The sequence below is a fragment of the Blautia sp. An81 genome, assembly GCF_002161285.1.
Taxonomy (GTDB): Bacteria; Bacillota; Clostridia; order Lachnospirales; family Lachnospiraceae; genus Blautia; species Blautia ornithocaccae.
This window is the reverse complement of sequence record NZ_NFHH01000009.1, coordinates 119,429-138,325: the sequence shown is the minus strand read 5'-3', so window position 1 is coordinate 138,325 and position 18,897 is coordinate 119,429. Positions and strand designations below refer to the sequence as shown.

Genomic DNA, 18,897 nt, shown 5'->3' with positions numbered 1-18,897 from the left:
TGAGAACATCTCATTGAACAGGTTTTTGAACGGGACAAAATCGGAAAGTCCTTTTTCTGTGTCCTCATTCTCCGCAGCGGCGATGTAGCGCACCCGTTTTTCCGGGAACAGAAATTCCAGATAGTAGTCCATCATCACATGTTCCCGCCCGAAACGGGAAAGGTCTTTCGTGACAATGCAGTTTACTTTTCCGGCTTCCACATCGTCCATCATGCACTGAAAATCCGGGCGTTCAAAGTTCGTCCCCGACCAGCCATCGTCCACATACTCACCGACTACATGAAGCCCCTGTTCCTTTGCGTACTGTTGCAGGATTGTCCGCTGTGTTTCAATGCTTACGCTGTCACCATAGTTTTCATCGTCCCGGCTCAATCTCATATAAAGCGCCGTGTTGTAAATCATAGTATTGTAAGGTTGTTTCACCGTTAAAAATCCTCCTTCTAAAGAAACAACCCACGCTTACAATACTTTTGCTCTATGGCAATTATATCATAATCGTAGGCGTGTTATCAATGATGGGCTATCAGGTTGAAGCGGCTTTTTCTGCGGTATGCCGCACCACATCTACAATCAGATCACCGAGGGGCTTCCCGCCTGTGGCGAAGTGTTCGGAGATTTTTATACGGTTGTTCCCACATACAAAATACTGCGTGCCGTTCTCTGCTTGTATGACCTGCCCTGTCCGGGGTGTAAAAATATCGCTTTCGCTTTTTGCCATCCAGTGTCCTCCATATTCAGTTTTCAAGGTACAATGCCGCACAGGGGCGGCGAAAATTTCTGCTTATATCTATCACCTGTCCTTTACCGTGTGCCGCTGCTGCCTTTTCAGTTCCGCCAGTATATCCGGCGGGATACGGTCAACCAGCCGCTGTAAATTGTCCAGTTCGCTTTTCAGCTTTGCCCGTTCCATCGTATCTTTCATCTTGCCTTTTTCACTGGCCTTTGCCCTTGCTTCCAGCTTTTCATTTTCCGCTAACAGGTCATTGATTGTGACCTTGTACTTTTTCAGTTGCCCGGAGAAGTTCTCCATCTGCGGAAACCACTTTTTCAGCATGGAGAGGGCTTCCTCTTTTTTCTTTCCGGCGTTCAATGGGTTAATGCCGTCAAGGGCGGCTTCAATGGCTCTGGCCTGTTTGGAGAGGGAAACCGCCTGTTTGAAAAGCCGGGTGGGGATATGCTTCCGGCCTGTCCTGCTGGCGCTCTCCCCACGCTCCAAGTCAGGATATTTCTCCACCATATAGGCGTGAAAATCGTCCTGCCACTTCGTCAGGTTTGCCCGGTTGCCGATAATCTCCTTAGCGCACAGGCGGTTGTCCTTTGTCAGCGGAACAAAGGTCAAATGCAGGTGGGGCGTTTTCTCGTCCATGTGTACCACCGCCGACACGATATTTTCCCGGCCTACCCGTCCAATGAGGAAAGCCGCCGCCCTCTGGAAAAACGCCTGTATCTCCTTTGGGGATTTCCCCTTGAAAAACTCCGGGCTGGCGGTTATCAGCGTATCGACAAACCGTGTGCTGTCTTTCCTCATCCGGCATCCGGCCTGCTCGATACGGCTCTGAATGAAGTGGTAATAGCGTCCCTCCGGCTTGACGATATGGAAGTTGTATTTGCTCCGGCTTATGTCAATGTCGGGATTGCTGGCGTATTGTTCTTTCTGTCTTTCGTGGTGGGCTTCCAGCGGCCTTGCCGGATTGCCCTTGTGCTTCTCAAACCGCAAAATTGCGTGTTGTGCCATTCTGCTCCTTTCCCCATTCCTTTCCTATCCGGGGTTTTCCACAGGGAAAATCCCGTCGGAATTATCTTTGATACGATAGGAATGGAATGGATATAAATAAATCATTTTAATCTTTGTATTTCTATATACCGTCCGGTTTTCGTACTTCAGGGGGGCGGTTTCCGTACTTCATGGGTACGGTTTTCAGTCCGACCGCGTACCAGAACGGGATTTCTTGAAGTCGGTGTTTGGAACCGCTTCATAGGATTTTGGAAAAATGCGGTTGGGTTTTCCACAGCCCTGTTTCTGGATTTCCACCAGTCCGGCGTATTGCAGTTCCCGCAGGATGTTCACCGCTTTCTGCCGCCCACAGTGGAGCAGGCCAACCACTTCACAGATAGGGTAATACAGGAAAATCCGTCCGCAGTCATCCGCCCACCCATTCTTGCGGGATAACTCTGTCCGGCGCAGGATAAAGGCATACAGAACCTTTGCCTCGTTGGACAGGGGCTTGAATGTGGGGGCTTCAAAGAGAAAATTCGGGAGCCGGGTGAAGCTGAACGCTCTTTCCGGCTGATGGACATAAATGGTATTTGTCATAGTGCGTTTTGTGGACGGTTAGAAGCCCGTTTTCCGGGGCGGGCGATACTTTATACCACCTGCCCCGGTTTGGGGCTTGCAGAGCCTGATAAATCAAGGCTTTTTTCGCTCCTAACTGTCCACAGCAGACCTCCTTTTCCGTTCACTTTCTGTTTTCTGCCGCCTGTGAACTCTGGCGGCACAGCCGGGGCAGTATTTTGCCCGGTTGGATTTGGGGATGAACACACCGCCGCAGACCGCACAGCGTTTCAAGTCCTTATCCCGGAAAATCTCCGCTTCCAGCGTTCCGTCCAGCGGCAAAACCGCCCAGCGGAACCACTTACAGCAGACCGAGAAAGAAATCGTCTGCGGGCAGGTGCAGGTGTCCCCATCGTCAAGGACAATGCAGTCTCCGTCCTCACAGCAACAGCACTCCCGGCGTATCAGGCTGGCCGCCTGTTTCCTCTGCGCCGGTGTCATGCGGTAAAGGGAACCGTCCGGCCTGCTTTCCAGCGGCGGCAAGTCTTTATAGGGGTTATCTCTCATGCGTTCCCTCCATTTTTCTTTCCGCTGCCGTTCTCCCCGAAAAGGCTTCCTGCCTCGTTGTCGCAAGCTGCGTATCGCTCGTTTCGCCGCAAGCGGCAAAACTCACTTGCTCCGCTGCTCCTCCTCTCCCCACAAAGCCATATGGCTTTGCGGGGGCCCCGACAATAGCGGCGTGTTCCGGCGTTGGCACGCTCCCCGCAACTTCGGGACATTTTGTCCCGAAGTCCGGTTCCTTGCGGTGCTTCCCCAGCCGGGGTATTCCTTTTCGGACGGTCATTCTGTTTTCAAGGTGCTGTCCATCGATGAACTACCCTAAGTCTACACGAAAAAAATGCAATTCCCGGAATTTTGCGAGAATTGCATTTTGATGAAGTTTACACTTTGGAAATTGCATTTTTGCAATCATTCTGTATAATGGAAATATACGGAGGAGGTGCGTGTCTATGGCTTTACCCGGAACGCCCGGACAGCGGATTTCCGATTTATGCAACGGGAACCACATCACACAAAAGGAACTTGCGGAGAAAATCGGCGTTTCCGCTTCCCAGTTGAGCCGCATTGTCAGCGGCGAAACGAGAACGGTCAGCAGTGATATTCTCATAGGTGTGGCAAAGGAATTTAGGGTATCGACAGACTACATACTGGGCTTGTCCACCGTGAGTGTCCGTAAAAGCTACGATATTTCTGAATTAGGCTTGTCCGAGGGAGCCGTGAGGGGGCTTGTGACGGGTGCTGTTGATGTGCAAATCCTTAATCGTCTGTTAGAACACAGGAATTTTCCCAAGCTGATAGATTTGATACGGATTTATTTTCAGGACACGGCGGCAAAGGGGATAACAGCAAGAAACAAGCTTATCGAGATAGCAACGGCTTCCCTGTCCGACCTGATGAAAGAACACCCGGAACACCGGGCGGAAGCAAAGCAGGATTTGCAGCTTTTGAACGCCCAGAAGATGGGGGAACATGAAACGGAGATTGAGAAAATCAAAAATGTGTTCCTCGCTATCCTGCGGGATATTAAGAAAGACATTGACAACGGGTCACAGCCGGGAGAAGCTGTGACCGCCGCTATGTTCCAAGCCATGCGGGACGCACTGGCGGAGCAGAAACAAAACCCGCTTTCCATTGACGATGTAACAGCGATGATAGCCGGACAGATTGGACAGCTTGCGCCGATGGACGAAGAAACTGCCGACCTGTTCCAGCAGTTGGCGAAGAAGATGATTGAGCAGGCGGGAAAAGAAACTGATTGAGATGAAATTTCCTATGTCATAGGTAAAAAAGGATAAATTTTTGTTTATGGAGGTGTCTTATTGAAACATACTATTGGCTGTTCCGCTATATGGACTGTTATGATTTTATTCATCCTTGTTTTAGTACCGTGTACAGCTTTCGCATATAATATGCCGGATTTTGATACAATTAACGAACAGCTCGAAGCAGATGTCAAGGCGTTTCATATTCCAGGAATGGCAGTGATTGTGGTCAATAAAGACGAAGTATTATTTGCCGAAGCTTATGGTAATTGCGAGAGTATTGATACGCCTTTTATCATAGGCTCTATGAGCAAATCTTTTACGGCATTGGCAATCATGCAGCTTGTTGAGCAAGGCAAGATTGATTTGGACACACCAATTTCAGACTACATTGATGTGTCGCTATATCTAAAGAACGCTTTGGATGGCAACAGGATTACAGTTAGACAGTTGCTTAATCATACAAGTGGGCTTGGTACTTACCAAAGATTTGGGTCCGCAAAAATTACCGACAGCTATGGTAAATATGAATATGCAAATGTAAATTACGGTTTGCTCGGAAAGATTATAGAATCAGTAAGCGGTAAAAGTTATTCAGATTATGTAGAGCAGTATATCTTTTCTCCACTTGACATGGAGCATTCATCAGCTACATTCGATAACAGTAAGGCTGACGGGCTTATTGCCGGATATAGAAATTATTTCGGCATACCTATCGCAGGAGAACCCGACTATCCCGATGACCGTTCATGGTCAACCGTCCCTGCTGGATACATAAGTTCTTGTGCCTCGGACATGGGAAATTATTTGCAAATGTATCTGAATAACGGCAGCGGCATTATCAGCCAGGACAGCCTTGACACTATGTTTTATGATAATGTGCCGCAAGATGAAAACAATCTGTATTTCTATGGAATGGGTTGGGTCTTATCCAATGACTTTGATGAACCAGTTTTCAATCATTCTGGATTAGTCGAAAATTACACATCTAATATGTTTATTTTTCCAGAAAGCGGAATTGGTATCGCAGTTTTGGTGAACATGAACGACTATCTTGTGGGCAACAATCTAATTAACAATATTATAATGCATCTTCTTGGAAAAGAAATGACAGAAGCTTCAGGTAATCTTTACATCAATTACCATACACTGCTCAATCTGTGCTATCTTTTGGTAATATTAGTTGCTGTATTCCCGATACTCTTTATTAGGAGATGGAGAAAAAAGAACCATACAAAGAAACAAATTGTTATAGATATTTTTACACATGTCATTTTGCCTATAATCCTATTACTTTTGCCCTATTTAGTGGGGGTTCCTCTTTGGGTAGTGTGGTACTTTGTGAAAGATCTGTTCTTTGTTTTAGTTGTAAGTGCGTTCTTGCTGCTTAGCACTGGGATATATAAAGCTTTTGTAGTATTGGGATCGAAAAGTACTGAAGATTAATTTGAAGGATAATATCAAAGTTAATCATTGCTGTCATTTCACATAAATGCGCCGCTATTGACAGTCCCATCCGTCTTTGCTAAAAGGCGATCAAGGCGGGAAAGCAAAAATGGCTTTCCACCCATTTCAATTTTTAGAGAAAAACGCTCCAAAATCAGAGTCAAGACCACCGGCTTAGCCGGTGGCTTGTTCTGCCCCTATAAGGGGCTATTACCTGCTTGCGCCCGGAAGGCGCACTGAAGGCCTGCCAACTGCACCACATCCTCAGCTACCCCTTAAGGGGCTTATTCAGTGCTTCCTTCCTCCGGCGCAGCCCCAAAAGGGGCTTGCTGGTTTGCTTTGGCTTCCTACTACCACTCCAAGTGGTTTATTTCTTGTTTTTCCTCACCGGCTCTCCCGTAAACGGGTCAATATACTCTACTAATGACATCTGGTCATATTCTAAATCCTCCTCACGCTTCACATACAGGATGCCCTGTTCCTCGCAGAGGTATTTGATACAGCTGCGCAGGTACGCAAACGGGATCTGGACAAAGTTCTGGTTATTTATGTGCCCAATGTTTACTTCCTGCTTAAAGCCAGCATTTACTCCTACGATGGTGTCGATACGGTTTTCTACGCACCATAAAACAAGATGTTTCGCGGCTTTGTGCATGAAATCATGGACAATATTATTCCTGCGGAGGGTCATACCCATGCTTTCTTCTGTGGGGACGAACCAGGGCTTGCCTTCCTTGTTTTTAGGGCAGCCTGGTTTTTTCATCTCTTCCTGCATGATCTGCGCGAGACGTTTGTTGTATCCCTGGTTGGTGGATTTCACGATCCCGCCCTTATACAGCAGGCAGGGAAGCCCGCAGTTATTCGTGACGGCCATAAGGTTATCTACGCCAAAATCAATGGCGGCAATCCAGGAAGCCGGATGCACCGGTACCGGTACCTCTAAATCCAGCTCGAAAGAGAAGGCAATCACATACACGCCGTTATCAGGGCATACTTCTGCCTGTTTCAGGCGTCCCAAAGGGAAACCGATTTTCAGCGGCATGCTTTTCGCAAACGGGAGTCCGGCTATAAGGTTTCCGTCCCTGCCTTCTTTAAGAGTGCAGTCCTGGTTGGTAATGGCAACAGCGCCATGCCCGCCTTTCCGTTTATATCCAGGAAATTTTGGCCGCTCCCCTTCCGGGCATCCGCGGTCCTTCCAGGCTTTCACTGCGGCAAAAAAGTTATCCACATCTGCACAGGAACGCTTCAGGACCTGCTGCGCACTTTGCCTGGGAAGCCCCTTGGCGTAATAATCCGGGTTTTTAGTAAGCTTCATAACCGTGTCAAACGTTTCATATCTGGGGCAGGCAGGAAGCCCGCTGCGGCCGTTACAGTTCAATACTGAAAGAAATTCCGCAATGACGCCTTTCTCGTTATCTGTCAATTCACGGTCAGTTTTCCTGGCCGCCGTAATCAGCTGGCGCTGGCGGAACCTGCATGCATTATAAAGATTGTTGGCAAGCGAGGTAATGGTTTCACACCAAGGGTACAGCCCGTGGCCCCTTCCAATCTGTACTTTATAAGTCCGTCGTATCCCCATCAGTTGTCACCTCCTTTTAGGCTGGGCTTTACCTAAATAATACAGTATTATTATACTATAGTTTGAAGTCAGCTGTAAGAGATTTGGAGGGTATTTTATGAAACTGAGAGCAGACGGTTATTATGTGAACAGGCACTCTTGTTACCTGCTGCAATACCACCTGGTCCATGTAACAAAATACAGAAAACCAGTCATTACCGGAAATTTAGAAAAAGCGTTAAAGGGATATACACTCCAGTATTTTAAAGACCGTGATATCCCCGTGCATGCTATGGAAACCATGCCTGACCACATACATATTTTGTTTGACGTGCCGCCCCAAATGAACCTGGCGGAATTTATCAATGCGTTTAGCGTCATCACGCCAGATGAGGAAACGGCATAGGGACCAAGTATCTAAGTACTATTGGGAGCCATATTTCTGGAGCCTATCTTATTTCATCGGGACAGTTAGCGACCGTACAAAACAAGCAGTGGAGGCTTATATTCGTAACCAGAAACAATAGCGGGGCATTCACCCACGCCTGAGCCGTTGTTCAGACGTGGTACTCTGCCCTTAAGATAGACTACCGTATCAATCTGCATGGTTACATTGTCCTTTGTGATTACAGGCTGCGGCGGGAAATCTTCTACCTGTTCCATTAAACTTATCCTTCTGGATACCCTTTCAATGAAAGGTATTTTAAAATGAATCCCTGTGCCCCAGGTTGTGCGGTATGCGCCAAGGCGTTCCAATATCACAGCATATGCCTGTGGGACGATTTGGATGCAGGAGGCAAGGACACATAGCACCAAAACTCCTATAATAATGATAAAAAGAATACTTAAAGTCATAATTAATCCTCCTTTTGGTTTGCGGAATTGACTTCTTCCGTTTTCTATATTACAATTTTAACAAGAACCGTACAAAAAACAAGTACACACATAAAAGTGCGATACTCACTATCATACCATATACTTACTAAAAGGAGAGTGTACTATGGGCAAACGATGCATTTCCAATGAAGATTTAAGTTCTACCGGTTTTAGTTATACCTTATCTCTGATCAATGGGAAATATAAGATGACGATTCTCTACACCTTGATGGAATTCGGCGTCGTGCGTTTTAACGAAATGAAGAAATATATCGGCGGAATCTCCTACAAGACTTTGAGTTCCACCCTGAAAGAACTGGAGGCGGACCAGCTGGTCCACCGAAAGGAATACCCGCAGATCCCGCCCAAGGTGGAATACAGCCTGACGGACCGCGGCAAATCCCTGATTCCCATCCTGGACGGGATGTGCGAGTGGGGAGATCAAAACAGATTATAAAACAGGAGGCTTCTGCTGCTTTACCTCAAGCCGGAAAATATTAATGACATCGGCATCCGGGCAGCAAAACCGGATGTCGCCCTCCCTGGAAAGCGGCAAAGTCCCTCCGTACCTGAGAATGTCGATCATGGGAAACAGGGTATGCATCGCCATTGGACAGAGCTTGCCCCCTTCGGTGTCGTAATCCCAGGTATCCCCGATGTTATGACCTCTGTGGCAGCCGACACTTCCTTTGCGGTCTATCAGGGTAATCTGAATTTCAGGCTTTTTCATGATACTTTCCCCCTTATCCTCAAGACGATCTGGCAGCCTTCTGATGGGCAGCAGTCTCCATCATTTTTTCATACATTTGGTCCCCTACGCACTGGCGGGCAAATTTGCACCACTGCACGCAGCTCAGCTTATCATTGTAAGCCACAAACCCACATTTCTCACAGACCACCTCTGTGTCCACAGAAAAAATCTCGATCACATTGCCGCATTGAGGGCAAATTCTCTCCTCAATGGTCACTTCCTTTGCCTTGCTCTGACATCCGCTGAAAATCATTTCCACCAATCCTCCTTTTGTTCCTTGACTTTCTGGATTTATTATAGTAGTCTGATTTCAACATGTATGTTAGATTTCCAACAGAGGTGACCTTCTTGAAAAAATATTTGCCTGTACTAAAACACTGCCCCTTCTTCGCCGGTATGGACGAAGGCGAAATTCTTTCCATCCTGAACTGCGTAGACGCAAAGATACGGACCTTCGATCACGATGAATATATCTTCCACGCTGGAGACAGCACCGCTTCCATGGGGTTGATCCTTTCCGGCTCTGTCCTTGTCATCCAGGAGGATCTGTGGGGGGCACCGGAATATCATGTCCAAAATCGAAGCCGGCGGCTTCTTTGCGGAACCCTACGCCGCAACGCCCGGTTCCGTTTTGAACATCAGCGTGGTAACCGTCGCCCCTCCGAGACCCTGATGCTGAATATCAACCGCCTTTTGACCGTCTGTCCCACTGCCTGCACCCATCACAACCGCCTGATTCGGAATCTGGTTTCCGTCCTTGCGGAAAAGGTACTGCAATTCAATGAGAAGATCACGCACATGAGCAAGAGGACCACCCGCGAAAAGCTCCTGTCCTATCTTTCCTCAGAATCCATCCGCCAGGGAAGCCTTTCCTTTGACATTCCCTATGACAGGCAGCAGCTGGCGGACTATCTGTGCGTGGAACGCGCCGCCATGTCGGCAGAATTGTCGAAACTCCAGAAGGAAGGGCTTCTCACTACGCGGAAGAATCATTTTGAGTTGGCGGTGGAACTATAACGAATTCTTTCCACCTCCCCATAAGAATTTTTGTCTGAGATAATCCGCATGTTCCGGCGTAATGATCCCATCATTGATTTCCGCTACGTTGATACTGCCATATAACTCTCCCCACAGGCAGTCCATCAGGGAGGAGCCATTTTTCAACCCTTCTTTGAAGGCATCCAGATCCTGCTGAAGATATTCCGGCAGTCCATGTTCATATGACTTTCCCCGAAGTTCCTCTTCCGCAGGATTCCTTTGGACTGCATCCTCGACCTGCATTTCTTCTGTAGATGCTCCGGGTGTTTTGAGTTTATTCAATCCCATATTCATCACCTAGCCCCATTATATCGGCGAGGAAAAACAAAGTCAAGAAATATACCGAACCGCAACCACCCCGCCAATGGAATCCAATGCAGACAGAATTTCTCCCCGTTCTTTATGGGCGTCGTTCCTCACAGAAACCAGCGCCTCCTTGCACTCATGTTTCTTCCCTAAAATCTGCACCTCCCCCGTCTTCATCCCAAGCTCTTTGATTCCGTCATAAAGATTTGCCAGACTGGAGGCATCCTCCACGCTGACATAGATTGTGAACCAGCCGTCATAAAATGTGATCCTGTCCTCCACTTTCTTAAAATATCCGATAATGATGTACATTGCCGCGGTGGCAGCAATTCCGCACTCAAAAAATCCGATTCCCATGACCAGCCCGATGCATGCCGAGGTCCAAAGCCCTGCTGCTGTCGTCAAGCCACGTATCCTGGACTTTCCGGATACCACGATACTTCCGGCGCCCAAGAAACCGATGCCGCTTACCACCTGGGCTCCCAGCCGTGCCGGATCTCCCGTTCCGTATTTGTTAAACAGATAATCGCCGGTAATCATCACAATCGACGCCCCAAAACTCACAAGCATGTAAGTACGCATGCCTGCGGGCTGATTTGCCCTTCCTCTTTCCAGACCGATCACGCCGCTGCACACCATGGACAGCACCATGCGCAAAGCCATGGAAACCACGCTTAGGTCATTGATGGAATCGCCAATCCATTCTATACTCATTCAAACACCTCACTGTAAAACCATCTCCAATTTTCATGATCCGAACCCGTTTTCCCGCCGTATATAGCTGAAAAAAAGCCGACCTACACTTACCAGCCGGCTTTTCCACTTTCTCTCAATCTTCTGATTTATAAAATTTTCTCTCTCAGATAGTGCACCAAGTGGCTGGTCCAGTCCGTCTGAATGATATCAAATCCCTTTTCCACCAGCCATCCCCAGCCTTTATCCGGATCCTCCATCAAAGAGAGGTCATCGCTGTGTCCTGCCGCCAAGGGTACGCGGCTGGAATAAACCAAAGAATTTGCCCACAGAAGCCTGTTCTTCTTATGCATCATTTCCAGATAGGAATCCTGTACAATGGGCGCATCCTCCCTGTCAAAAACCAGTTCAGCGCCCACATAATGGATGTTCATCTGCTCGATCTTTTCCGATGCCGTATCCTCCTCCATAAAGAAGATCGGCATATAGGCAACATCCGGGGCAAAGGTCTCGATCAGCTTCAGGGATTTCTCCGACGTATCGCTTTTCAGAAGGATCTGATCTGTCATATTGTGTCTTCTGACCACCCGCATCACATCCTCCGTGATGTTGATGCAGCGATCCAGATTCATGATGCATTTTCCCTTATAGTGCTCCAGGATTTCATCAAAGGAATTAACGCTCAGGAAGGTTTCTTCCAAGTCACAGTTGCAAAGCCGCAGATTTCTGATTTCTTCCGACGTCCTGCTTTCAATCCTGATATGCCGATCCAGATAAGCAGGTTCTGTGCCTGTGTGGAAAACAAAAATCTCCCCATCCAGGCTTTTAAATAGATCCATCTCCAGGATATCTGCCCCTTCTTTCAGGGCAAGGTCAAAAGCTGCAATGGTATTTGGAGGAATATTTCCGCCGGACGTTCCTCTGTGTGCCGCCACCAGGACGCCCTTTTCTTTTCTTAACTCTCCTAAAGATTTCATGATACCTTTCCTCTCTTTCTAAACAACTTTTTCACGGTCTCAATTCCCCCGTATCTGCCAAGCCACAGGGCGATCGTGGAAATAATCATCAGAACCACCGTGTACACAAATGCCATCGCCTGCGCCTCTGTGGTGGCAGTCTCATCCGTCGCCATTTTGATCACAATCCCCAGCGGCTGGAACAGCGGATGATAGAGAAAAACGGACAGATCATACTCTGACAGCAGGCTGTTGAAGTTCAGCACGATGACGGAGATCACCACCGGCATGATAACCGGAAGGATCACCTTTCTCATGGTATAGAACGGCTTCGCCCCCATCACTTGCGCCGCTTCCTCCATGTTTCCGTCCAGGCTGATAAAGGCTGCCCGGGTCATCCGGTAGGAGAAAGGAATCTTAATGATCACATATGCCACCAAAAGGATCACCGGAGTCGCCACAAGGATCTTATTGGCAAGATTTAACCTTGCCTCATCATAGGTCATCATCAACCCCAGCGCAATCATGGTGGACGGCAGCATCCAGGGGATCAAAATAAACGGTTCAAACCATTTGTCCCATTTGCGCTTCAGCTTTGTCACGATCCGCGCCACCGCAATACAGATCACAGCGACGATCAGCGCGGCAAGCAGAGAGTACACGATGCTGACCAGATAGGGACGGTATGCAGACGACGACTGGAACAGCTTTGCATAATTTTCCAGAGTAAAGGAATCCGGACGGATCACTCCTGTCCGGATGGTCATTCCATCAGTAAAGGAAAAGACAAGGACGTTGATGATCGGGAGCATGTAGATGATGAACATGACATAGGCAACAATATGGGCGATCACGTTCAGCACCGGATTCTGGATCTTCTGCTTCACCATCTTCGCTTTTGTCTTAGACACGGAAATGTAATTTCCCTTTTTCTCTATTTTCTGCATCACAAACAACAAAAGCGCCGTTGCAAGACCTAGAATGATCGCCAGCAGTGCCGCGATATCCCGGGAAGTCGTCATATTGGCGAATGTCCGGATCATCGGATTGATCGTCTGGAAATCAGGTCCGCCGACGATCAGAGGACCGGACATCGTACTCAGCGCCGCGATAAAGGTCAGGATCGTGATGGCAAAAATAGTGGGCATCATCGTAGGCAGAACAATCTTAAAAAGGATCGTTCGCTGAGAAGCTCCCATATTTTTCGCCGCCTCAATGGTATGGTAATCCAGCCCCCGTATCGCATTGGTCAAAAACATCATGTGATTGGATGTACCAGAAAATGTCATGATAAACAGCACTGCCCCAAAACCCACAAACCACTGTGGATTCATATCTGGAAAAAACTGCATCAATACTTTAGTAATAATACCCGTTTCCCCATATACAAATTTATAGCCGGTTACCAGCACTACCCCGCTGTAGATCAGGGTGGTCATAAAACCCATGCTGAGGAGCTTGGAGCCCTTAATATCGAAGTATTCGGTAAACAGAACGATTAAAATACCGGAAATATTCACCGTAATAATGGAAGCAACCGCCAAAATAAAGCTGTTCTTCAAACTGTTGATAGCTCTTTGGGACTTCATGATATTTTCCACCGCTTCCAGAGAAAAATGGCCATCCTGGAAAAATACCCGAATAATCAGATTCACATTCGGAAACACCAGAAAAGAAAAAATGAACCAGATCAATACGACCTTCACAATCAAACCAGGGATATTGATCGTTCCATCCTGCAATTTTGTTTTCCATTTGCCCATAGTAGATTCCTCCTTTAAAATTGCATGATATCGCGAGGATCAATATACAGATCGATGGAATCGCCTTCTTTGTAGTATTTATATCCGTCATTTTTTTCCAGATATTTGACCTTTTGTCCCATACAGGAAATCGTATATTTGGTCAGAATTCCATTGAATTCCAAATCTGTGACAATTCCATGGATCTTTGCATGATCCGGCTTGCTGGTATCCACGCATTTTTCAATCCGTACAAAACCGGTTTTTGCGGTATCCAGCTTTGTTCCCATCTGTTCATTAATGAAAGTCAGGATCCCGGTCCCAAACCTGTTGATATCTCCGATAAAATCGCAGACGAATTCGCTCTTTGAGGAATTATAGATTTCATAAGGTGTTCCCACTTGTTCTATGTATCCATTATTAAATACCGCGATCCTGTCAGAAAGAGTCAGAGCCTCCTCTTGGTCATGGGTGACATAAAGTGTCGTAATGCCAAGATCCTTCTGGAGGCGCTTCAGCTCAAGCCGCATGTCGATTCTGAGCTTGGCATCCAGGTTGGATAACGGCTCGTCCAGACAGAGGATCTTTGGTTCCAAAACGATCGCCCTGGCTAGCGCCACCCTCTGCTGCTGTCCGCCTGACAGTTCAGATACATTTTTCTGAAGCTGCTCCTCTGTGATCTTGATTTTGTCAGCAACCTCATGCACCTTTCTGCTGATCTCCGACTTGGACATCTTTTTTACCTTCATTCCGAAGGCAATATTCTCATAGACCGTCATCGTGGGGAACAAGGCATAGCTCTGGAATACCATTCCGATATTCCTGCTCTCCACCGGCAGATTCGTGATATCCTTTCCAGCCACCAGAACTCTTCCCTTAGAGGGCTTGATAAAACCTACCAACGCCCTTAAGGAGGTGGTCTTTCCGCATCCGCTGGGACCCAGGAAGGTGAAAAACTCACCTTCCTTGATGTCCAGATTCAGATTGTTCATTGCCACAAAATTGCCGTATTTGATTTCAACATTTTCAAATTTTACCATGGTCTGCTCTCCTATCTAAACCATATTTGACGAGACAATTACTGAATAAATTCAAGCTCTGCTTTCTCTACCCAGGCATCGATGTTTTCAGCGATGAACGCCCAATCCAGATCCTGCGGTGTCAACATATCCATCAGTTCCTTCAGATCGTCGGATACGTTATCCAACGCGTCTGCCTGGCAGGGAATTGTACCAAATTCGTTGGACCACTCCAGCTGAATGTCAGAGCTTCCAAGCCAGTTCAGGAAATCCACACAGAGATCGTACTTTTCAGTACCTTTGGCGATGGCTACAGATTCCACAACGAACGGCTCTCCAACCTCCGGCGTCATAATCTGGAATTTGTAGTCACGCTCATTCTGCTCTGTGATCACACCGGAAGCCCAGTGCTCGTCCATGGGATAGGTTCCGTCGATGACATCTCCGATGGAATCTTCGCCTTCCACAATATTGTGGGCATTCCCCAGGAACGCTGCCGCAATCTCCCAGCCTTCCTCAGAAATTCCCAGTTCCCCTTCCGGATCCGGATAGCGGCTGATAATACTTGCATATACCGTCTGGGCGGTTCCGCCGTTCAGTGCATGGAGCTGGTACAGCCCTTTGTATTTCTCATCCACCAGATCGATCCAATCGGAAGGCATATCCTCATACTCTGCGTTCCCGATCAGCACAAGCGGTGTTGTCGTAACCGGATAATATAACCCGTCAGCATCAATCAGGCTCTCATCTACGCCGTCCGTCCAATTGGGTTCCCATGCTTCCAACAGGTCATTGGCTTTCAGTTTTTCATATTCAATGTTATTCAGACCGAAGATCACATCACAGAGAGGATTGTTCTTCTCTGCGATCAGACGCTGGGTAATCTCCGATGCGCCGCCATGAACCACCTGTACGTTGTAGCCTTCCTCTGCTGCCCGATCAACCAGCCACTGCTCTCGTCCTTCTCCACCGTTGTTGGTATAGACTACGATGGTCTCGTTCTTATCCACCTCTTCTGTCTCTTCTGTCTGTACCGCAACACATCCCATTGCAACCAACATTGTTCCAGTAAGTAATGCAGCTAACACTCTCTTCATAGTTTTTACCTCCTAAAATTATATCGTGTCATTTTTTATTTACTGCAAGCTAATTATAGCATTAGTATTATAACGTGTCAATATATAATCTGACATTTTTCACAATAAAATCTCGTTTTAACCTATTTTTTTATGCCAATTTACCTTGATTTTACATTATGCATTTTTATAACGTTATAATTTTACATAAAACCATGCGCTCCATACTTTTTTTGAAGAAAAAAAACGAATGCAAAACCCAACGAAATATTGTATAATTTATTTAAAACGTTATAAAAAGGAAAGACAGGATAAAACTATGGCAACGATTCTTGATGTAGCAAAATTAGCAGGGGTATCCCAGGGCACTGTTTCTAATGTTCTGAACGGAAAAGGAAATGTCAGTAGCGAAAAAATACGTATTGTGGAAGAAGCTGCTCGCAAGCTAGGATATACAATCAACGAGCAGGCACGAATTTTGAGAAAAGGAGCCGGAAAGATCATCGGGGTCATCCTACCCACGGTGGAATGCAGGCAGTATCGGGAATTTTTTAACAGCCTGAAATATTATGCAGACGGTCACGGATATTCCACGGAACTATACCTCTCCAACAACAGTCCCCAGACCGAGCTGGAAATGATCCAGAAAGCAAAATCTGTAATGGTCTGCGGCATCGCCGTGATCACCTGCTTAAACCGCAGAAACAATCTTTATCAGCATTCAGGTCTCAACAATGTCCGCTTCGTAGAACGGCGTCCCGGGTTTCCCGCCGATTATTATGGATTCGATTACAAGCTTGCCGGAATCCATATGGCAAAAAAAATTCTTTCCAAAAATTACCGGAATATCGTCGTAATCACGGAATCCGAAAAATATTCCAATGAAGCTGAGTATCTGAAGGGTTTCCTGCAGGAAACAGAAAAAGAATTCTGTGGAAATATTTTACAAGTTACCACAGACATTGATCAGGTTTCTCACAGTGTCCTGAACCTTTTTGCCTCTGAGGAAGAAATTGACGTGATCGTCACTACAAATATTGGATTTGCTGAAAAAATACGGCAGCTGACCCAATCCTTTTTTTCGGAAAACCAGGTGGATATCCACACTCTGTCCCCTGTCGTCTCCCTTCCCGAAAAGGACTTTAAAAAATATGAGTTGAATTATAGCCTTCTCGGCAGAGAGGTAGCTTCGGACATCATTCATTTCAAAGGCGAATCCGCTCCTGAGGACCATATTTTCGACAATGATGGGGAGCGCAACTGGAAAAACATCGATATTCAAAATGACAAGGCAGACTGCCTGAATATTCTGGCACTGGACAGCCCGGAATCCATCATTATGCAGGGAATGGCACAGTTTTACACCGAAAAGACAGGGACGAAGGTGAAAATCGCCGTCTATTCCTACGATGAGATCTATGAGCAGTTTGCGGATCCCGCCATGTCCAGCCTTTATGACATCTTTCGGATCGATGTCACCTGGCTGTCCTGGTTTTCCGAACAGCTCTTGCTCCCGCTTGAGGAGATCGATCCAGATATCAAACATGTCTTTTCCGAATATCTGCCGACCCTGGAGGACAAATACTGCTATGTAAGAAATAAGATCTATGCACTGCCTTTTTCCCCCAGCTCCCAACTGTTGTTTTACAGAAAGGATCTTTTTGAGAACATCGCAGTGAAACGGATTTATCAGGAAAAATACAGACAGGAACTGACGGTTCCTCGGACATTTCGAGAATACAATCAGATTGCGGCATTCTTTACAGAAGGAACTGGATTCGACAGCAATGTCCGTTACGGGACGCACCTCACCCTTGGGAACACCGGCGTCGCAGCAACGGAATTTCTCGCCCGTTTCTTCAGCCATAAGGACAATCTCTATGACGAGAGCGGACGAATCGTCCTGCAGAATGAGATTGGGAAGAAAGCCCTGGAGGAACTGGTGGAAGCGCAGAAATACGCACCTGGAAAGACTTCAAAGTGGTGGACCAATACCGCAAAGGATTTTGCAAATGGAAACGTCGCCATGATGATCAATTTCAGCAACTATGCCTCTGAAATCCTCGGGTACAATTCCAAGATCGTGGGGAACGTAGGTTTCGCCATGGTTCCAGGCAGGAATCCCATCTATGGAGGAGGTTCTCTCGCTGTCTCCAGATACAGCCGGCATCCAAAGAACGCCCTGGCTTTCATCAAGTGGATTACCCGGGAACCGGTTGCCTCCGCGATGGCTGCGCTGGGAAGTGTTTCCCCCTGTGTCAAGACCTACAACAAGTATGACATCATCAACACATTCCCATGGCTGGAATTTTCTAAGGATTGTTTCTCCCTGTCCCGCACCAAACGGCTGCCTGAGACCAATCCCAAACCCTTTGACGAGAAACGCTTTTTGAACATCATCGGTTCCGCTGTAAAAAATGTCACCTCCGGTCTCTTGACCGTAGAGGAAGCCCTCACCCGCGCACAGCACATGCTCGACCACGATTTGGAGATTTAGAATCGAGTAGGAGGAAATTCCTCTAGTTGAGGAATTTCCGACCTCTCACACCACCGCTCATGCGGTTCCGCAAGCGGCGGTTCAATCAACTTCACATACGACACGCCTCTCGGCGTAGTTGTTGCTCATGGAGACTAGCCCAAATGCGGCTAGTCTTTCGTTGCTTATTGCTTTATGTACCCAGCCGTTATGAGCAAGCCGCGCATATCGGTTTCCGCAGTAGGCGATATTATATGCCGCCCATCGGGGCACGTCCAGCTTCATCAGGTTCTTTGCCCTATTCCGCGGTGTTTTCCAGTGTTTCCAAATACACATCCGCAGGCGGTAGCGTATATTACTATCCAGACGCTCACATAATCCCTTCATGCTCCCGATTTTGAAGTAGTTTATCCATCCTCGGATGAGCTGGTTCAGTTTCTGCACTTTGTAGCTGTTGCTCACTCCCCAGCTTCTGCATGTCAGTTTCTTCATCTGTACTTTAAATTTCGCTATTGCTTTCGAGTGCGGTCTGGCTTTATATCCTTTGGCAAATGTGTCAAAGTAAAATCCAAATCCGAGATACTTGATTCCTTTGGGCTTGTCCACCTTGCTCTTTTCAGCATTTACTTTCAGTCCCAGCTTTTTCTCGATAAATCGGGTAACGCTTTTCATTACCCGCTCTGCTGCCTGCTTACTTCCTACCATGATAATTAGGTCGTCTGCATAGTTATTAAGGAAAGAAGCGAAGGTGGGTTGAATAAGAGGGCATACTTTGTGCCCCCTTATTCAGCACACTTTCGGTTTTTCCGAATTGAACAAAGTCGCGTACGGTATGGGGAATCAACTACCCCGGTGCAAGCACTCA

The 18,897-nt window shown here is 47.1% G+C and carries 18 protein-coding genes and 5 pseudogenes; 6 read left to right on the top strand and 17 right to left on the bottom strand.

What is annotated here, in order from left to right; genetic code table 11:
- Positions 1-6: 6 nt before the first annotated feature.
- From B5G33_RS09955 to B5G33_RS09930, 5 genes and pseudogenes are all read right to left on the bottom strand, one after another.
- Positions 7-378, bottom strand: a pseudogene (locus B5G33_RS09955) (recombinase family protein); the annotation flags it as partial.
- A 145-nt stretch (positions 379-523) separates the two neighbouring features.
- A complete protein-coding gene (locus B5G33_RS09950) occupies positions 524-718 on the bottom strand; it encodes a hypothetical protein (RefSeq protein WP_055214386.1) in 195 nt (64 codons plus the stop codon).
- A gap of 72 nt (positions 719-790) precedes the next feature.
- Positions 791-1,735: a MobV family relaxase gene (gene mobV / locus B5G33_RS09945; protein ID WP_087417532.1), complete on the bottom strand. Its 945-nt coding sequence runs from the start codon at positions 1,733-1,735 to the stop codon at positions 791-793.
- A gap of 183 nt (positions 1,736-1,918) precedes the next feature.
- Positions 1,919-2,314: a replication initiator protein A gene (locus tag B5G33_RS09935; RefSeq protein ID WP_087417531.1), complete on the bottom strand. Its 396-nt coding sequence runs from the start codon at positions 2,312-2,314 to the stop codon at positions 1,919-1,921.
- 111 nt (positions 2,315-2,425) lie between these two features.
- Positions 2,426-2,839, bottom strand: a complete 414-nt coding sequence (locus B5G33_RS09930) for a cysteine-rich VLP protein (RefSeq protein WP_087417530.1) — start codon at positions 2,837-2,839, stop codon at positions 2,426-2,428.
- Between the two features lie 443 nt (positions 2,840-3,282).
- On the opposite strand from B5G33_RS09930, the gene B5G33_RS09920 reads away from it, so the two are divergent.
- Positions 3,283-4,092 carry a helix-turn-helix domain-containing protein gene (locus B5G33_RS09920; RefSeq protein ID WP_087417528.1) on the top strand — a complete coding sequence of 270 codons (810 nt, stop codon included), beginning with the start codon at positions 3,283-3,285 and terminating at the stop codon, positions 4,090-4,092.
- 60 nt (positions 4,093-4,152) lie between these two features.
- Positions 4,153-5,541, top strand: coding sequence for a serine hydrolase domain-containing protein (locus tag B5G33_RS09915; RefSeq protein ID WP_242974635.1), 1,389 nt, complete (start codon positions 4,153-4,155; stop codon positions 5,539-5,541).
- Between the two features lie 367 nt (positions 5,542-5,908).
- Here the strand turns inward: B5G33_RS09915 and B5G33_RS21920 are convergent.
- Both B5G33_RS21920 and B5G33_RS21915 read right to left on the bottom strand, forming a co-directional pair.
- Positions 5,909-5,995 (bottom strand): annotated as a pseudogene (locus B5G33_RS21920) (IS200/IS605 family transposase); the annotation flags it as partial.
- 18 nt (positions 5,996-6,013) lie between these two features.
- Positions 6,014-6,583: pseudogene (locus B5G33_RS21915) on the bottom strand (IS200/IS605 family accessory protein TnpB-related protein); the annotation flags it as partial.
- Between the two features lie 634 nt (positions 6,584-7,217).
- Here B5G33_RS21915 and tnpA point away from each other — a divergent pair.
- Positions 7,218-7,626 (top strand): annotated as a pseudogene (gene tnpA, locus B5G33_RS09905) (IS200/IS605 family transposase).
- A 31-nt stretch (positions 7,627-7,657) separates the two neighbouring features.
- Here the strand turns inward: tnpA and B5G33_RS09895 are convergent.
- A pseudogene (locus B5G33_RS09895) lies at positions 7,658-7,954 on the bottom strand (SPFH domain-containing protein); the annotation flags it as partial.
- Between the two features lie 145 nt (positions 7,955-8,099).
- Here B5G33_RS09895 and B5G33_RS09890 point away from each other — a divergent pair.
- Entirely contained in the window at positions 8,100-8,432 is a 333-nt protein-coding gene (locus B5G33_RS09890) for a winged helix-turn-helix transcriptional regulator (RefSeq protein ID WP_087417523.1), read from the top strand.
- Here the strand turns inward: B5G33_RS09890 and B5G33_RS09885 are convergent.
- A complete protein-coding gene (locus B5G33_RS09885; RefSeq protein WP_087417522.1) occupies positions 8,427-8,705 on the bottom strand; it encodes a TIGR04076 family protein in 279 nt (92 codons plus the stop codon). The genes B5G33_RS09890 and B5G33_RS09885 overlap by 6 nt on opposite strands.
- A 19-nt stretch (positions 8,706-8,724) precedes the next feature.
- Positions 8,725-8,979 carry a hypothetical protein gene (locus B5G33_RS09880; RefSeq protein WP_087417521.1) on the bottom strand — a complete coding sequence of 85 codons (255 nt, stop codon included), beginning with the start codon at positions 8,977-8,979 and terminating at the stop codon, positions 8,725-8,727.
- A 95-nt stretch (positions 8,980-9,074) separates the two neighbouring features.
- Here B5G33_RS09880 and B5G33_RS09875 point away from each other — a divergent pair, with 95 nt between their 5' ends.
- Positions 9,075-9,743 (top strand): Crp/Fnr family transcriptional regulator, encoded by a 669-nt coding sequence (locus B5G33_RS09875; protein ID WP_330396673.1) that lies wholly within the window; start codon positions 9,075-9,077, stop codon positions 9,741-9,743.
- Here B5G33_RS09875 and B5G33_RS09870 read toward each other — a convergent pair.
- From B5G33_RS09870 to B5G33_RS09845, 6 genes are all read right to left on the bottom strand, one after another.
- Positions 9,738-10,052, bottom strand: coding sequence for a hypothetical protein (locus B5G33_RS09870; protein ID WP_242974633.1), 315 nt, complete (start codon positions 10,050-10,052; stop codon positions 9,738-9,740). The genes B5G33_RS09875 and B5G33_RS09870 overlap by 6 nt on opposite strands.
- 42 nt (positions 10,053-10,094) lie before the next feature.
- Positions 10,095-10,784, bottom strand: coding sequence for an MgtC/SapB family protein (locus B5G33_RS09865; RefSeq protein ID WP_087417520.1), 690 nt, complete (start codon positions 10,782-10,784; stop codon positions 10,095-10,097).
- A gap of 128 nt (positions 10,785-10,912) precedes the next feature.
- Complete coding sequence (locus B5G33_RS09860) at positions 10,913-11,740, bottom strand: glycerophosphodiester phosphodiesterase family protein (protein WP_087417519.1); 828 nt, start codon at positions 11,738-11,740, stop codon at positions 10,913-10,915.
- Positions 11,737-13,482, bottom strand: coding sequence for an ABC transporter permease (locus B5G33_RS09855; protein WP_087417518.1), 1,746 nt, complete (start codon positions 13,480-13,482; stop codon positions 11,737-11,739). Before B5G33_RS09855 ends, B5G33_RS09860 begins: the two co-directional genes overlap by 4 nt.
- 14 nt (positions 13,483-13,496) lie before the next feature.
- Positions 13,497-14,501: an ABC transporter ATP-binding protein gene (locus B5G33_RS09850; RefSeq protein ID WP_087417517.1), complete on the bottom strand. Its 1,005-nt coding sequence runs from the start codon at positions 14,499-14,501 to the stop codon at positions 13,497-13,499.
- Positions 14,502-14,539: 38 nt separating this feature from the next.
- A complete protein-coding gene (locus B5G33_RS09845; RefSeq protein WP_087417516.1) occupies positions 14,540-15,577 on the bottom strand; it encodes an extracellular solute-binding protein in 1,038 nt (345 codons plus the stop codon).
- Between the two features lie 298 nt (positions 15,578-15,875).
- On the opposite strand from B5G33_RS09845, the gene B5G33_RS09840 reads away from it, so the two are divergent.
- Positions 15,876-18,053 carry an extracellular solute-binding protein gene (locus B5G33_RS09840; protein WP_087417515.1) on the top strand — a complete coding sequence of 726 codons (2,178 nt, stop codon included), beginning with the start codon at positions 15,876-15,878 and terminating at the stop codon, positions 18,051-18,053.
- 81 nt (positions 18,054-18,134) lie between these two features.
- Here the strand turns inward: B5G33_RS09840 and B5G33_RS09835 are convergent, their stop codons facing one another.
- Positions 18,135-18,818 (bottom strand): group II intron maturase-specific domain-containing protein, encoded by a 684-nt coding sequence (locus B5G33_RS09835; protein WP_442856606.1) that lies wholly within the window; start codon positions 18,816-18,818, stop codon positions 18,135-18,137.
- Between the last annotated feature and the right edge of the window lie 79 nt (positions 18,819-18,897).

Coding starts and splice junctions, on each gene's coding strand:
- mobV (WP_087417532.1), bottom strand. CDS start 1,735: ATGGCACAACACGCAATTTTGCGGTTTGAGAAGCACAAGGGCAATCCG.
- B5G33_RS09845 (WP_087417516.1), bottom strand. CDS start 15,577: ATGAAGAGAGTGTTAGCTGCATTACTTACTGGAACAATGTTGGTTGCA.
- B5G33_RS09920 (WP_087417528.1), top strand. CDS start 3,283: ATGGCTTTACCCGGAACGCCCGGACAGCGGATTTCCGATTTATGCAAC.
- B5G33_RS09935 (WP_087417531.1), bottom strand. CDS start 2,314: ATGACAAATACCATTTATGTCCATCAGCCGGAAAGAGCGTTCAGCTTC.
- B5G33_RS09850 (WP_087417517.1), bottom strand. CDS start 14,501: ATGGTAAAATTTGAAAATGTTGAAATCAAATACGGCAATTTTGTGGCA.
- B5G33_RS09840 (WP_087417515.1), top strand. CDS start 15,876: ATGGCAACGATTCTTGATGTAGCAAAATTAGCAGGGGTATCCCAGGGC.
- B5G33_RS09885 (WP_087417522.1), bottom strand. CDS start 8,705: ATGAAAAAGCCTGAAATTCAGATTACCCTGATAGACCGCAAAGGAAGT.
- B5G33_RS09950 (WP_055214386.1), bottom strand. CDS start 718: ATGGCAAAAAGCGAAAGCGATATTTTTACACCCCGGACAGGGCAGGTC.
- B5G33_RS09930 (WP_087417530.1), bottom strand. CDS start 2,839: ATGAGAGATAACCCCTATAAAGACTTGCCGCCGCTGGAAAGCAGGCCG.
- B5G33_RS09860 (WP_087417519.1), bottom strand. CDS start 11,740: ATGAAATCTTTAGGAGAGTTAAGAAAAGAAAAGGGCGTCCTGGTGGCG.
- B5G33_RS09855 (WP_087417518.1), bottom strand. CDS start 13,482: ATGGGCAAATGGAAAACAAAATTGCAGGATGGAACGATCAATATCCCT.
- B5G33_RS09890 (WP_087417523.1), top strand. CDS start 8,100: ATGGGCAAACGATGCATTTCCAATGAAGATTTAAGTTCTACCGGTTTT.
- B5G33_RS09865 (WP_087417520.1), bottom strand. CDS start 10,784: ATGAGTATAGAATGGATTGGCGATTCCATCAATGACCTAAGCGTGGTT.
- B5G33_RS09880 (WP_087417521.1), bottom strand. CDS start 8,979: ATGATTTTCAGCGGATGTCAGAGCAAGGCAAAGGAAGTGACCATTGAG.
- B5G33_RS09870 (WP_242974633.1), bottom strand. CDS start 10,052: ATGGGATTGAATAAACTCAAAACACCCGGAGCATCTACAGAAGAAATG.